Annotated in this window: 13 protein-coding genes and 1 riboswitch; of the genes, 2 read left to right on the top strand and 11 right to left on the bottom strand. The window is 74.1% G+C overall.

Annotated features, from left to right (window positions below):
* Positions 1 to 1,425 carry a peptidase C39 family protein gene (locus J116_RS24430; RefSeq protein ID WP_023589701.1) on the bottom strand — a complete coding sequence of 475 codons (1,425 nt, stop codon included), beginning with the start codon at positions 1,423 to 1,425 and terminating at the stop codon, positions 1 to 3.
* A 411-nt stretch (positions 1,426 to 1,836) separates the two neighbouring features.
* On the opposite strand from J116_RS24430, the gene J116_RS24425 reads away from it, so the two are divergent.
* Both J116_RS24425 and J116_RS24420 read left to right on the top strand, forming a co-directional pair.
* Complete coding sequence (locus J116_RS24425) at positions 1,837 to 2,418, top strand: uridine kinase family protein (protein WP_037948257.1); 582 nt, start codon at positions 1,837 to 1,839, stop codon at positions 2,416 to 2,418.
* Between the two features lie 408 nt (positions 2,419 to 2,826).
* The gene (locus tag J116_RS24420; protein ID WP_028964462.1) at positions 2,827 to 4,776 is read left to right on the top strand and encodes an AAA family ATPase; all 1,950 of its coding nucleotides are present in this window, start codon (positions 2,827 to 2,829) and stop codon (positions 4,774 to 4,776) included.
* 47 nt (positions 4,777 to 4,823) lie between these two features.
* Here the strand turns inward: J116_RS24420 and J116_RS24415 are convergent, their stop codons facing one another.
* The 10 genes from J116_RS24415 to ribD form a co-directional block, all read right to left on the bottom strand.
* Positions 4,824 to 5,912 (bottom strand): hemolysin family protein, encoded by a 1,089-nt coding sequence (locus tag J116_RS24415; protein WP_023589698.1) that lies wholly within the window; start codon positions 5,910 to 5,912, stop codon positions 4,824 to 4,826.
* Positions 5,909 to 7,246 (bottom strand): hemolysin family protein, encoded by a 1,338-nt coding sequence (locus J116_RS24410; RefSeq protein ID WP_023589697.1) that lies wholly within the window; start codon positions 7,244 to 7,246, stop codon positions 5,909 to 5,911. Before J116_RS24410 ends, J116_RS24415 begins: the two co-directional genes overlap by 4 nt.
* Before the next feature lie 209 nt (positions 7,247 to 7,455).
* The gene (locus J116_RS24405) at positions 7,456 to 7,914 is read right to left on the bottom strand and encodes a PH domain-containing protein (protein WP_023589696.1); all 459 of its coding nucleotides are present in this window, start codon (positions 7,912 to 7,914) and stop codon (positions 7,456 to 7,458) included.
* A 22-nt stretch (positions 7,915 to 7,936) separates the two neighbouring features.
* The gene (hisG, locus tag J116_RS24400) at positions 7,937 to 8,785 is read right to left on the bottom strand and encodes an ATP phosphoribosyltransferase (protein ID WP_023589695.1); all 849 of its coding nucleotides are present in this window, start codon (positions 8,783 to 8,785) and stop codon (positions 7,937 to 7,939) included.
* 48 nt (positions 8,786 to 8,833) lie between these two features.
* A complete protein-coding gene (locus J116_RS24395) occupies positions 8,834 to 9,106 on the bottom strand; it encodes a phosphoribosyl-ATP diphosphatase (protein WP_023589694.1) in 273 nt (90 codons plus the stop codon).
* Positions 9,107 to 9,141: 35 nt separating this feature from the next.
* A complete protein-coding gene (ribH, locus tag J116_RS24390; protein WP_023589693.1) occupies positions 9,142 to 9,627 on the bottom strand; it encodes a 6,7-dimethyl-8-ribityllumazine synthase in 486 nt (161 codons plus the stop codon).
* A gap of 117 nt (positions 9,628 to 9,744) precedes the next feature.
* Positions 9,745 to 11,142, bottom strand: coding sequence for a bifunctional 3,4-dihydroxy-2-butanone-4-phosphate synthase/GTP cyclohydrolase II (locus J116_RS24385; RefSeq protein ID WP_023589692.1), 1,398 nt, complete (start codon positions 11,140 to 11,142; stop codon positions 9,745 to 9,747).
* The gene (locus tag J116_RS24380) at positions 11,139 to 11,789 is read right to left on the bottom strand and encodes a nicotinamide mononucleotide transporter family protein (RefSeq protein ID WP_023589691.1); all 651 of its coding nucleotides are present in this window, start codon (positions 11,787 to 11,789) and stop codon (positions 11,139 to 11,141) included. Before J116_RS24380 ends, J116_RS24385 begins: the two co-directional genes overlap by 4 nt.
* The gene (locus tag J116_RS24375; RefSeq protein ID WP_023589690.1) at positions 11,786 to 12,388 is read right to left on the bottom strand and encodes a riboflavin synthase; all 603 of its coding nucleotides are present in this window, start codon (positions 12,386 to 12,388) and stop codon (positions 11,786 to 11,788) included. The genes J116_RS24380 and J116_RS24375 overlap by 4 nt, the downstream gene beginning before the upstream one ends.
* The gene (gene ribD / locus J116_RS24370; RefSeq protein WP_023589689.1) at positions 12,389 to 13,495 is read right to left on the bottom strand and encodes a bifunctional diaminohydroxyphosphoribosylaminopyrimidine deaminase/5-amino-6-(5-phosphoribosylamino)uracil reductase RibD; all 1,107 of its coding nucleotides are present in this window, start codon (positions 13,493 to 13,495) and stop codon (positions 12,389 to 12,391) included.
* Between the two features lie 167 nt (positions 13,496 to 13,662).
* Positions 13,663 to 13,793: riboswitch (FMN riboswitch) on the bottom strand.
* Between the last annotated feature and the right edge of the window lie 289 nt (positions 13,794 to 14,082).

Genomic DNA, 14,082 nt, shown 5'->3' with positions numbered 1-14,082 from the left:
TCACAGCAGGCCGAGCGACCGCAGCGCGTGGCGCTGGGCGGGCGTGGCCTCGGCGGGCCAGTACAGGTAGCAGACGCCGCCCGTGCCGGAGACGACCTTGCCCGAGGCGTTGTGGCGCTTGGTGCGCAGCCAGATGTTCTCCCACTCGCGGCGCCGGTAGACGCGGCGGACGGCCTGGTTGGTCGGGGAGGCCGGGTCGTTGGCGATCACGTCGCCTTCGGCGGTGAAGCCGATCACGGTCATCAGGTGGCCCGCGGTGCCGTACCCGGCTCCCGTCAGCTCGCCCTCCAGGAAGGACTGGGAGGTGATCACGGGAATGCCCGCCGCGATCAGCGTCTCCAGGTCGGTGAGCGAGCGCAGCCGGGTCACGACGGCGTTCATGTCGTCGTAGGTGGCGGCGTAGGCGGCGTTGAAGGGCCAGTTGCCGCAGCCCTCGTACTGGAAGTCGTACGTGAAGCGGGCGGCGTGGCAGACCTGCGGGTCGGCGTACTCGGGGTTCACCCAGGCCAGCTGGCGGGCGGTGGGGCGACGGCCCCAGTACTCGATGATCATCTGCGAGGACGTGGGGCTGCACCACGCCTCGCCGCCGTTGTCGTACTCCGGGTACTGGCCGATGTGGGTGTTCTGCGAGTAGCGCGGCACGATCAGCTCGCGGGTGACGCGGTGCTCGGCGGCGGGGACGGTGAAGCGGTCGGGTACGGCGGAGGCCATGGCGCCCAGCCGCCACACGGTCGGCGTGCGGTCCCCGCCGGGCGCCCGGTGCAGGGTGACGCGGAGCCGGTACGAGGTGGGGTGCGGCCCGTTCGCCGGGTCGTCCACCGCGACGGTGTCCGTCCAGACGCTGGTCCGGCCGTCGCCCTGGCCGTCCTTCGTGGCGCGGCGGATGTCGCCGTCGCCCGCCGCCCAGCGGGCCATCACGTACCAGGGCGAGTCGGTGCCGTCCGGGTAGCCGACGGACAGCTCGACCGTGATCCAGGTCCCGGTGGGTGTGTCGGCGTTCCAGGAGGCGATCAGCTCGGTCGCGGGGGCGGCCGTCGTGTGGCGGGGGGAGATCCAGGTGGCGTACTCCCAGCGGGCGGTCGTGCCGGTGTGCGGGTCGGTGTACGCGGCCTGCCCTGCGGGGGTGCCGATGGCGATGCCGGGGCGGGGGCCCGCGACGACGCGGACGCCGTCGGCGGTGCCGGAGCACCAGTCGGCGAAGGACGTCCAGAAGCGGTTCTCGACCACCGCCTCGGCCGGGGGCTCCGCCGCGCCGCCGCCCGCACCGGGACCGGCGGGGGCGGCGGCGGTGCCGGGGGCCGGGTTCGGGGCGGTGGCGGGGCCGGCGGCCGCGGAGGCGGCGGGGGCCGCGACGGTGGCGGCGGTGGCGGAGGCCGTGGCGAGGGCGGCGGCGAGCACGGTCCTGCGCGAGGTGGGTTCGGGCATGAGGGCGTTCCCCCTGTTCGGGTGTCGGGTCCGGCCGCCTCCCGGGCGTAGTGACCACGGGAAACGGGGCGGCGCGCCCACTATCGCTGGCGAACCCCCGCTCCGCCAGGCAATCCGCGGCCACGTCCCCCGAGCAGCCGCCCCCGGGGGCGGAGATGGGGCGCGTCGTAGGGTGGCGGCATGCCCGAAGCCGCACCCGACCCCGCCGAGCAGCCCGACGCCACGGAGCAGCCCGACCCCGTCGAGGAGGGCGGCCCCGCCCTCCGGCCGGGCCCTGCCGAACGGGCGGCGCGCGGTGGCCAGGGCGGACGCGGTCGCCAGGCGGCGTGCGGCGGACCCGGTGGCCAGGCGGCGCGCGGTGGCCGTGAGGGTGAAGGCACCGGTGGCGGGGACCTCGGAGGGCTCGCCGCGCTGCTGCGGGGGCTTCCGCCGTCCTGCGGGACCGTGCGGCTCGTCGCGGTGGACGGGCACGCCGGGTCGGGCAAATCGACGTTCGCCGCGCGGCTCGCTCGGGCCCTCGGCGGGGCACCGGTCCTCCACCTCGACGACCTCGCCTCGCACGACGAGCTGTTCGCCTGGACCGGCCGGCTGCGCGCGCAGGTCCTCGACCCGTTCGCGCGCGGCGAGGTCGCGGAGTACCGCCCGTACGACTGGAACGCCCGCCGGTTCGGGCCCGCGCGGCGGCTGCCCGCCGCGCCGGTCGTCCTGGTCGAGGGCGTGGGGGCGGGGCGCCGCGCGCTGCGGCCCCACCTGGCGCGGCTGCTGTGGATGGAGCGCGGCGCCGAGGACTCCTGGCGGCGCGGGCGCCGTCGCGACGGACCGGCGCAGTCCGCCTTCTGGGACGGATGGACAGTGGCGGAGACCCGCCATTTCGCCCATGACCCCTCCCTGCCCTTCGCCGACATCCTGATACGGGAGTGTCCCGGGGGCTATCTGTGGCTGCCGAGGCGCCTTCCGGCCGTCGATTCGAAGCCGATTCGTCACACAGGGTGACGGCGCTCAAGGGCCTCCCCGAGCTGTCGGAAATCAGCCGCTCAGACTGCCTCAACTTCGCTTGACCGAGGAGCCGTACAGGTCTTACGTTCTCAATGTGCGGCTTTTCGGAGTCGCCGCAGACGCGAAGCCCCCGGTTGTTCCCCCGTGATCGGGGGCTTCGTTCTGCCCTCATTCACCGTGCTCACCCTCGGCGCGGCCGCTCCACGCTCACCCTCGGTGACCTTCGTCAGCGCGCCCGTGAACGCCCCCCGAGCGCTGGTCGCGCCCTTAGTCCCGCCCCCCGCCCACGGGTACGATGCCTCCCGGTGCGGTCAAAACCCGTCCACGAGAAGGCGGTTCGGAAGGCCCCCGGTGGGCGCCCGCCCGGCCGGACGGCTCCGGGGACACGTGTTGTGGGGGGACCCGATGGACATCGGCACGCAGGCTCCGGCCGAGCTCGCCTGGCTGCGCGGGGTGGACGCCTACACGATGGGCGCGTATCCCCAGGCCGAGGAGGAGTTCCGCGCCGCCGTGCGGATCGACCCGGGCATGGCCGACGCCTGGCTCGGGCTGCACGCCCTGCGCGTGGACACGACGACCGCGCTGCTGCGCATGTACCACCACCGCGACCGGTTCGGCGAGCAGCGGCGGCGCCACCGCCGGACGCTCAACTCCTGGTACTGGCTGGGCTGGTGGGTGCAGCCGGTGCTGGAGAGCCCCCGCGACCTGCTGCTGGCCCACGCCTCCCACTGGCTGGACGGGCGGCACGTCCCGGAGCTGGACCGGGCGCTCGCGGGGCTGCCGCCGGTGGACGCCGACCCGCAGGTGCGCTTCCTGCACGCCTGCCGGGCGTACCTCGTCAAGGACTGGGACCAGCTCGTGCGGCACACCGAGCCGCTCGTGGACGACCCGCTGCTCGGCATCGAGGCCGGACTTTTCGGCGGCATGGCCCGGGTGCGCCTGGAGATGTACGGGCAGGCGGAGCCGCTGCTGTCGGCGGCGCTCATGCGGTGCCGCAGCGAGCAGCCCCAGCGCAAGGAGCTGCGCTACTGGCTGGCCCGGGCGCACGAGGGGACGGGTCGCACCGCCGCGGCGCTGCCGCTGTACCGGGCGGTGCACCGGGTGGACCCGGCGTTCATGGACACGGCGGCGCGGCTCGCGGCCATCGCCGAGTACGACGGCTTCGACGGCACCCCGGAGGAGACGGCGGGCCTCGCGGCGGTGTCCCTCGCGGGCGGCGCCGGCCTGGGGGGCGGGGCGGACGGCGGGCCGGGCGCCGACCTGCTGGACCCCGGGCCCGAGCCGGACCCGCCGGGGCCGGGCATCCCGCAGCAGGCCGGGCCGGGCACGGGGCGGGGAGGCCCGGTCCCCGGGGCGCCGCCCGCACAGCCCGTGCCGCCGGGCGGGGCGCGGGAGAAGGCGGCCGGGCCCGTAGTGGGGCGTCCCGCGGCGCCGCCGTTCCCGGCGAGCCCGACGGACCCGGCGCTGCTGGCCCAGGCGCTGGCCGAGCTGGAGCGGATGGTCGGACTGGACCCGGTGAAGCGGCAGGTCAAAGCGTTGTCGGCGCAGCTGGAGATGGCCCGGTTACGGGCGGGTCAGGGGCTTCCCGTACAGCCGCCGAAGCGGCACTTCGTGTTCTCCGGCCCGTCCGGTACGGGGAAGACCACCGTCGCGCGCATCCTCGGCCGGGTGTTCTACGCGCTGGGGCTGCTCGGCGGCGACCATCTGGTGGAGGCCCAGCGCGCCGACCTCGTCGGGGAGTTCCTGGGCCAGACGGCGGTCAAGGCCAACGAGCTGATCGACTCGGCGCTCGGCGGCGTCCTGTTCGTGGACGAGGCGTACTCGCTGTCCAACTCGGGCTACAGCAAGGGCGACGCGTACGGTGACGAGGCGCTCCAGGTGCTGCTGAAGCGCGCCGAGGACAACCGGGACCACCTGGTGGTGATCCTCGCGGGCTACCCGGAGGGCATGGACCGGCTGCTCTCCGCCAACCCGGGGCTGTCGTCGCGGTTCACGACGCGGGTGGACTTCCCGTCGTACCGGCCGCAGGAGCTCACCGAGATCGGGAAGGTGCTTGCGGCGGCCGACGGCGACATGTGGGACGAGGAGGCGCTGGACGAGCTGCGGTCCATCAGCGGCCACGTCGTGGAGCAGGGCTGGATCGACGAGCTGGGCAACGGCCGGTTCCTGCGGACGCTGTACGAGAAGTCCTGCGCCTACCGGGACCTGCGGCTCTCCGGGTACCCCGGGACGCCGACGCGGGAGGACCTGGCGACGCTGCGGCTGCCGGACCTGATGCAGGCGTACGGGGAGGTCCTGTCGGGCCGCGGCCCCAGCAGCCGAGGCCCGCAGGACCCCCCGCCCCCGGCGTACTGAACCGGCACGGCGGTCACGCGAGGCGGCCGGTCACGCCGGGAGGGCCGTCACGCCGGGAGGGCGTCCGCCGCCGACGTCGGGCGCGGCTCCGGTGCCGGGCGCTGCCCCGGGGCGCGGACGCGGTGCGCCGGGTCCCGTACCTCCCCGACCAGCGTCTCCAGGACGTCCTCCAGCGCGACCAGGCCCAGCACCCGCCCCGACGCGTCGGCGACCTGCGCCAGGTGCGTCGCCGCGCGGCGCATCACGGTCAGCGCGTCGTCCAGCGGCAGTTCGGCCCGCAGCGTGGCCATCGGACGCCACACGTGCTGCGGCACGGCCCGGCCCGGGTCCTCCAGGTCCAGTACGTCCTTGACGTGCAGGAAGCCGAGGAACGCGCCGCCGTCCACCCGGACGGGGAACCGCGAGTAGCCGGTGCGCACGGTGAGCGCCTCCAGCTGGGCGGGCGTGACCGACGGCGGGACGGTGATCACGGCCGTACGCGGGATCATCACGTCCCGCACGGGCCGCGTGCCCAGTTCCAGGGCGTCCTCCAGCCGCTCCCGCTCGGCCGGGTCGAGCAGTCCGGCCTGCCCGGCGTCCTCGACGAGGCGGTTGAGCTGCTCGCTGGTGAAGACGGCCTCCACCTCGTCCTTCGGCTCCACCCCGAAGGCCCGCAGCACGGCGGCGGAGCAGGCACCGAACGCCGCGGTGACCGGGCGGCACAGCCGGGCGAAGCCGACCAGGGCGGGGCTCAGCCACAGCGCGGTCCGCTCGGGCGCGGCCATCGCCAGGTTCTTCGGGACCATCTCCCCCACCACCAGGTGCAGGAAGACGACCACGGCGAGCGCGATGACGTACCCGAGCGGGTGGACGAGGCCCTCGGGCAGGCGCACGGCGTGGAACACCGGCTCCAGGAGCCGGGCCACGGTCGGCTCGGCGACCGCGCCGAGGGTGAGCGAGCAGACGGTGATGCCGAACTGGGCGGCGGCCATCATCTGCGGAAGGTTCTCCAGGCCGTACAGGACCGTGCGGGCGCGCCGGGTGCCGATCTGCTCGATCTGGCTGCGGCGGACGGAGACGAGGGCGAACTCGGCGCCGACGAAGAAGCCGTTCGCGAGCACCAGCACGGCGGCGAACAGGAGTTGGAGGGCGCTCACCGGGCGGCCTCCGCCAGGTCGGCGGTGCGGACCAGCCGGACGCGCTCGGCGCGGTAGCGGTCCACCTGGCGGACCAGCAGCCGCCAGCCGGGCAGTTCGGCGCGGTCGCCGGGCGCGGGGATGCGGCCCAGCAGGTCGGCGACGAGCCCGGCGACCGTCTCGTACGGGCCCTCGGGGACCTCCAGCCCTATCCGCTTCAGTTCGTGGACGCGGCAGCCGCCGTCCGCCTCCCAGGCGGGGCGGCCGTCCTCGGGGGCGACGACGGCGAGCCGGGGCTCGTCGTCCCTGTGCGCGTCGTGCTCGTCGCGGACCTCGCCGACCAGCTCCTCCACGATGTCCTCCAGGGTGACCACCCCGGCCGTGCCGCCGTACTCGTCCACGACGACGGCGATGGGCTGCTCGCTGCGGAGCCGCTCCAGCAGCGTCTGCGCGGGCAGTGTCTCGGGGACGAGGAGGGGCGGCACGGCGATCCGGCCGACGGGCGTGCGCAGCCGGTCGGGCGCGGGCACCGCGAGGGCGTCCTTGAGGTGGACCATGCCGACGATCTCGTCGATGCGGTCGCGGTACACGGGGAAGCGGGACAGGCCCGTCGCCCGGGTGAGGTTGAGGACGTCGGCGGCGGTCGCGTCGGCGCGCAGGGCGCAGACCTTCACGCGGGGCGTCATCACGTGCTGCGCGGTGAGCCCGCCGAGCGACAGGGTCCGTACGAAGAGGTCGGCGGTGTCCTGTTCGAGGGCGCCCGCGCGGGCGGAGTGCCGTGCGAGCGCGACCAGTTCGCCGGGGGTGCGGGCGGACGCCAGCTCCTCGGTGGGCTCCACGCCCATGAGGCGTACGAGCCGGTTGGCGACGGCGTTCAGCAGGGCGATCACGGGCCGGAAGACCGCCGCGAACGCGTACTGCGGACCGGCGACGAACCGGGCCACCTGGAGCGGCCGGGACACCGCCCAGTTCTTCGGGACGAGTTCGCCGACGACCATCTGGAGGGCGGACGCGGCGAGCATGCCGACGACCACGGCCGTGACGGACACGGCGCCCTCGGGCAGTCCGGTCGCCGTGAGCGGGCCGCTCAGCAGCCGGGCCAGCGCGGGCTGCGCGAGCATGCCGACGACGAGGGAGGTGAGGGTGATGCCGAGCTGGGTGCCGGAGAGCTGGAACGACAGCTCCCGCAGGGCCTTCACGACCGTACGGGCGCGCCGGTCGCCGTCCGACGCGGCACGTTCGGCGTCGGCCCGCTCCACGGTCACGAGGCCGAACTCGGCGGCGACGAAGAAGCCGTTGGCGAGGATCAGGACGAAGGCCGCGCCGAGCAGGAGGAGGGAGAGCGAGAGGGTCATGCCGCCGCCTCCTCTGATGTGCGGGGGGCGGCGTGGGTACTACAGGACGATCCGTCCATTGCCGGAGGGAGTCACTCCTCGGGTCGCAGGTGCCCCGCGGGACAGGTCGCTGCCGTCGCCGGGGGCGGGGCGCACCGGGCGCCGCCGCGACAAGAGTAATCACGGCGGCCCGGCCCCCGCAGGGGGGGCGCGGGCCGGACGGAGGACCGTCAGCGGTGCTCGGCGCCGGTGCCGCGGGCCTCGGCGAGGGCGCGCAGGGCCCGCGCGTCGCGGATGGCCTGCGCCTTGCCGATGCCGGGCTGGATGCCGAGGGCGGGCAGGCTGGTGCCGTCGCTGAGGTCGAGGAACACCCACGGGTCGCCGACGCGCAGGTTGACGCGGAGGATCTCCGGCCAGGCGAGGCGGCGGCTGCGGGTCAGGTTGACGACGGTGACGCCGTCCTGGTCGGCCACGACCTTCGGGCGGCTCAGCAGGATGAGCACGCCGTAGAAGAGCGCGGCCGTGAGGACGAAGCTCATCCGCTCGCCCGGGTGGAGGCGCTCCAGTATCAGGGCGACCGCGGTGATGACGATGAACATCGCCGCCCCCGTGGTGAGCAGCACGGCGCGGGTGCGCCGCGGCCGGAAGGTCACGGGGAGGGCGGGTGCTTCGCTGGGCGCGTCGGACATGGCGGGGCGTTCTGCTTCCGGCTCAGAGGCGGCAGGCGTGGATCTCGGTGGTGAGGATGGCCCGGGCGCCGAGGGCGTACAGGTCGTCCATGATGCGCTGGGCGTCCCTGGCGGGGACCATGGCGCGGACGGCGACCCAGCCCTCGTTGTGCAGCGGGGAGATCGTCGGGGACTCCAGGCCGGGGGTGAGGGCGACGGCCTGCTCCAGGTGCTCGGCGCGGCAGTCGTAGTCCATCATCACGTAGCTGCGGGCGACGAGGACGCCCTGGAGGCGGCGGAGGAACCGCTGCACCTCGGGGTCGTCGGTGGGCGCGCCTGTGCGGCGGACGACGACGGCCTCGGAGGTGAGGATCGGCTCGCCGATGACCTCCAGGCCGGCGTTGCGCAGGGAGGTGCCGGTCTCCACGACGTCGGCGATGACCTGGGCCACGCCGAGCTGGATGGCGGTCTCGACGGCGCCGTCCAGGTGGACGACCGAGGCGTCGATGCCCTGGTCGGCGAGGTGCTTGGCGACGATGCCCTCGTAGGAGGTGGCGATCGTCATGCCGTGGAAGTCGGCGGGGCCGCTCGCGGTGCCGGGGCGGGTCGCGTAGCGGAAGGTGGAGCGGGCGAAGCCGAGCTCCAGGATCTCCTCGGCGTTGGCGCCGGAGTCCAGCAGCAGATCGCGGCCGGTGATGCCGATGTCGAGCTTGCCGGAGCTGACGTAGATGGCGATGTCCCGGGGGCGGAGGTAGAAGAACTCCACCTCGTTGTCCGGGTCCACCAGGACGAGCTCCTTGGACTCCTTGCGCTGCTTGTAGCCGGCCTCATGGAGCATCGCCGACGCAGGTCCGGACAGTGAACCCTTGTTGGGGACGGCGATGCGCAGCATGGGACGGGCTTCCTTTGCTCGGAGTGGTTCGTGCGGGGCGGGGGCGGATCAGAGGTGGGCGTAGACGTCGTCGAGGGAGATCCCGCGCGCGACCATCATCACCTGGACGTGGTACAGCAGCTGCGAGATCTCCTCGGCGGCGGCGTCCCGGCCCTCGTACTCGGCGGCCATCCACACTTCGGCGGCCTCCTCGACGATCTTCTTGCCGATGGCATGGACGCCCTTGTCCACCAGCTCGGCGGTGCGGGAGGTGGCGGGGTCGCCGGTCTTGGCCTTGAGCTGGAGCTCGGCGAAGAGGTCTTCGAAGGTTTTGTTCGCCATGATGCCCTCCAGAGTACGGGGTCCGGGGGGCTCGCTCAGCGCCAGGGTTCGCTGACGGTGCGCAGGGTCATGGCGGTGGCGACGGCGGCGGTGACCGCTTCGTGTCCCTTGTCCTCGTTCGAGCCCTCCAGACCGGCGCGGTCGAGGGCCTGCTCCTCCGTGTCGCAGGTGAGGACGCCGAAGCCGACGGGGACGCCCGTGTCCACGGAGACCTGGACGAGGCCCTGGGTGACGCCCTGGCACACGTAGTCGAAGTGGGGTGTGCCGCCTCGGATGACGACGCCGAGGGCGACCACCGCGTCGTAGCCGCGGCCCGCGAGGACCTTGGCGACGACGGGCAGCTCGAAGCTGCCGGGGACGCGCAGCAGGGTGGGCTCGTCGATGCCCAGCTCGTGCAGGGCGCGCAGGGCGCCGTCGACCAGGCCGTCCATGACCTTCTCGTGCCACTGGGCGGCGACGACGGCGACGCGGAGGTCTCCACAGTTCTTGACGGTCAGTTCGGGTGCGCCCTTGCCGCTCACGTTTCTCCTCAGGTGGTGGTGTGTGCCTGGTGATGCTCTTGTGCTGGGTGGTGCGGGTGCTTCGTGGTGCCCGGTGATGCAGTGGTGCTCGTGTCGCCGGATCGTACGGCGGTGGTGCTACTGGGTGACGCAGGGGGACACGTCGGCCGGGCCGTCGAGGCCGTCCAGCCAGGGCAGGTCGTGGCCCATGCGGTCGCGCTTGGTCCGCAGGTACCGGACGTTGTGCTCGCCGGCCTGGACGGGCATGGGTTCCCGGCCGGTCACGGTGAGGCCGTGACGGGCGAGGGCGGCGGTCTTCTCCGGGTTGTTGGTGAGCAGCCGGACGCTGCGGACGCCGAGGTCGGCGAGCATCCGGGCGCCGGCGGCGTAGTCGCGGGCGTCGGCGGGCAGGCCGAGCTCCAGGTTGGCGTCGAGGGTGTCGCGGCCGCGCTCCTGGAGTTCGTACGCGCGGAGCTTGGACAGCAGGCCGATGCCGCGGCCCTCGTGGCCGCGCAGGTAGACGACGACGCCGCGCCCGGCCTCGGTGATGCGGTCCATGGCGGCGTGCAGCTGGGGACCGCAGTCGCAGCGCAGGGAGTGGAAGACGTCGCCGGTGAGGCACTCGGAGTGGACGCGGACGAGGACGTCGTCGCCGTCGCCGAGGTCGCCGTGGACGAGCGCGACGTGTTCCACGCCGTCGGCGGTGGAGCGGTAGCCGTACGCGGTGAAGTCGCCGTGCGCGGTCGGGAGCCGCACCTCGGCCTCGCGGCGGACGGCCGGGGCGGAGGCGGCCACGGTCTGGTGGAGCACGGCGGACGCGGCAGGGTCGGCGGGCGCGGCAAGGCCGGCGGACGCGGCAAGGCCGGCGGACGCGGCGGGGGCCGTGCCGCGGCGGTAGGCGATCAGGTCCTCGATGGAGATGATCGTCAGTCCGTGCTTGCGGGCGAAGGGAACCAGCTCGGGCAGGCGCAGCATGACGCCGTCCTCACCGGCGATCTCCACGATGGCACCGGCCGGGCGGAGGCCCGCGAGGCGGGCCAGGTCCACGGCGGCCTCGGTGTGGCCGTCGCGGGCGAGGACACCGCCGGGCCGGGCACGCAGCGGGAAGACGTGGCCGGGGCGGACGAGGTCCGACGGCTCGGCGGTGCCGCTCGCCAGGAGCTGGAGGGTGGTGGCGCGGTCGGCGGCGGAGATGCCGGTGGTGACGCCGTGGGCGGGGGCCGCGTCGACGGAGACCGTGAAGGCCGTCTTCATCGACTCGGTGTTGTCCTCGACCATCTGCGGCAGGCCGAGCCGGTCCAGCTCCTCGCCCTCCATGGGGGCGCAGATGAGGCCGCGGCACTCGCTCATCATGAACGCGACGATCTCGGGGGTGGCCATCTCGGCGGCCACGACGAGGTCGCCCTCGTTCTCGCGGTCCTCGTCGTCCACGACCACGACCGGCCGGCCCGCGGCGATGTCGCGGATGGCCTGCTCGACGGGGTCGAGGGTGAGGTCGGCGGCGTCCCACAGGCGCAGTCCGGGTGCGGTGGTCATGCCGGGGCTCCTTCCAGTGCCTGGGCGGGGGTGCGCGTACGGAGCCACCAGTCGCGCATACCCCACAGGACGAGGGCGAAGTAGACGACGTAGACGAGCCCGGAGAAGGCGAGGCCGCTGCTGAAGGCGAGCGGGACGCCCACGATGTCCACCAGGAGCCAGGCGAACCAGAACTCGACCATGCCGCGGGCCTGGGCGACCATCGCGACGAGCGTGCCGACGAAGATGTACGCGTCGGCCCACGGGCTCCACGACAGCGACGGGTACAGGGTGAACAGCCCGCCGACGGCGAGCGTGCCGAGGACGGCGCCGGCCAGGAGGAGGCCGCGCTCCTTCCAGGTGGCGAAGCGGACGGCGATGGTGCCGTCCTGCGCCTGGCCCCGGCCGAGGTGCCACTGGCGCCAGCCCCACACGGCGACCGCGATCACCAGCAGCTGCTTGCCGACGCCGCCGCCGAGCTGGGCGGAGGCGTAGGCGGCGACGAGGATCAGGCCGGAGAGCAGCTGGGCGGGCCAGGTGAGGATGGAGCGGCGCCAGCCGAGCGCGAGGGCGGCGAGACCGATCGTGTTGCCGATCATGTCGGACCAGATGATGCGCTGGCCGAAGGCGGTGAACGCCTCTCCGTTCAGCCAGGACAGGGCGTTCATCGGGTGACCTCCCGGGTGCCGAGGAGACGCTCGACGTACTTGGCGATGACGTCCACTTCGAGGTTGACGGGGTCGCCGGGCTGCTTGTGGCCGAGGGTGGTGAGGGCGAGCGTGGTGGGGATGAGGCTGACGGTGAAGTGGTCGGCGCCCGCCTCCACGACGGTGAGGCTGACGCCGTCCACGGTGATGGAGCCCTTTTCGACCACGTAGCGGGCGAGTTCGGCCGGGAGGGAGATCCTGACGATCTCCCAGTTCTCGGAGGGCGTGCGCCCGACGATGGTGCCGGTGCCGTCGACGTGGCCCTGGACGATGTGCCCGCCGAAGCGGCCGTCGGCGACCATGGGCCGCTCAAGGTTGACGCGGGAGCCGACGGTGAGCGCGCCGAGGCTGGAGCGCTTGAGGGTCTCGGCCATGACGTCGGCGGTGAACTCGTCGCCCTCGTGCTCCACGACCGTGAGGCAGACTCCGTTGACGGCGATCGAGTCGCCGTGCTTCGCGCCCTGGGTGACCACGGGGCCGCGCAGGCGGAAGCGGGAGGCGTCGTCGAGTGTCTCGACGGCGGTGACCTCGCCCAGTTCTTCGACGATTCCGGTGAACACTCACGTCTCCTTGGTGGTGGGGAGGGGGGCGGGGCGGGCGGTGACGCGCAGGTCGGGGCCGACGCGGGCGGTGTCGGTGACGCTCAGCCGCAGGGCGTCGGCGATGGTGGTGATCCCGGCGTCGCCGAGCGCGGCGGGGCCGGCGCCGAGGAGGACGGGGGCGAGGTAGCCGACGACCTCGTCCACGGCGCGTTCGGCGGCGAAGGCCCCCGCGAGGGTGGGGCCGCCTTCGAGAAGTACGGAGCGGACGCCCCGCTCGTGCAGGGCCGCGAGCAGGGCCGGTACGGCGAGGCCGCGCCCGTCGGCGGCCCTGGGGAGGCGTACGACCTCGGCGCCGTCGAGGTGGTCGGCGGCGGCGTCGTCGGCGACGGCGACCAGGGTCGGCGCGGCGTCGTCCAGGACGCGGGCGCCGGGCTTGACGGCGGTCGCCCCGGTGTCCACGACGACGCGCAGCGGCTGGCGGGCGCCGTCGACGCCGCGTACGGCGAGGTGCGGGTCGTCGGCACGGGCGGTGCCGGAGCCGACGACGACGGCGTCCGCCTCGGCGCGCAGCCGGTGCACGTCGGCGCGGGCCTCGGGCGAGGTGATCCAGCGGCTGGTGCCGTCGGCGGCGGCGACGCGGCCGTCGAGGGTGGCGGCGTACTTCCAGCGGACGTGGGGGCGGCCGAGGCGTACGGAGGTGAGCCAGGCGGCGTTGCCCGCCTCGGCCTCGTCGGCGAGGAGCCCGCCCTCGACCTGGATTCCGGCCTGGCGCAGCGTGTCGGCGCCGCCCCTGGCCCGCGGGTCCGGGTCGGCGACGGCGTAGACCACACGGGTGACGCCCGCCTCGACGAGCGCCTGGGCGCAGGGGCCGGTGCGGCCGGTGTGGTTGCAGGGTTCGAGGGTGACGTACGCGGTGCCGCCCCGGGCGAGGACCCCGGCCTGGCGCAGGGCGTGCACCTCGGCGTGGGGGCCGCCCGCGCGCTCGTGGTACCCGGCGCCGACCTCGTGTCCCGAGGCGTCGAGGACGACGCACCCGACGACCGGGTTGGGGCTGGTGTAGCCGAGTCCGCGGGCGGCGAGCGCGATGGCTCGGCGCATGGCGGTCGTGTCGGCCGCTGTGGCCACCGGGTCCTCCTGCCTCGTCGGGCACGGACTCCGGGGCCTGTCGATGACGACAGGAGCGAGAGCGGGACCACGCCTCACGAAGGGGGTACGCCGCCACGGCGCCGACCGGTTTCCGGGGTGCGCCCGGCCACCGGCAGACGACGGCGCGCCCCTGGAGGGGTCGCCCGCCGCGCACTGCCTCCCATCCGGACTTTCACCGTCGGTCCAGGAATTTCACCTGGTCAACCGGCCACTGGATGCGGCCGGGTCGCGGACTGTAACCGCCGGTTCGGAATTACACCGACCCCGGAGTGCGCTGCTGCTGATACAGGCCCAGTGTGCCATGGCTTCCCGCGGCCATCCGGGTGAGGCCCTGTGGAGTGACTCACAGGAGGGGGCGGATCACGACGCGCCGACCGCCCCCGGCGCACCCCCGGCACGACGCGACGCTTCCCCTGCACCAGATTGGTCCAGACCTATTGACGCTTTGGTCTAGTCCTCTTAATGTCTGCGTCACCTCTCCGCGGAGACGGCCCCACGGTGTGCGCACACCCGGGCCCGGCACGACCCCAACCCCCTGCCAGAAGCCGCACGTTGTGTGAAGCCCG

The organism is Streptomyces thermolilacinus SPC6 (assembly GCF_000478605.2).
In the GTDB taxonomy this organism is placed as follows: domain Bacteria; phylum Actinomycetota; class Actinomycetes; order Streptomycetales; family Streptomycetaceae; genus Streptomyces; species Streptomyces thermolilacinus.
This window is presented reverse-complemented; position numbering and strand designations above follow the sequence as displayed.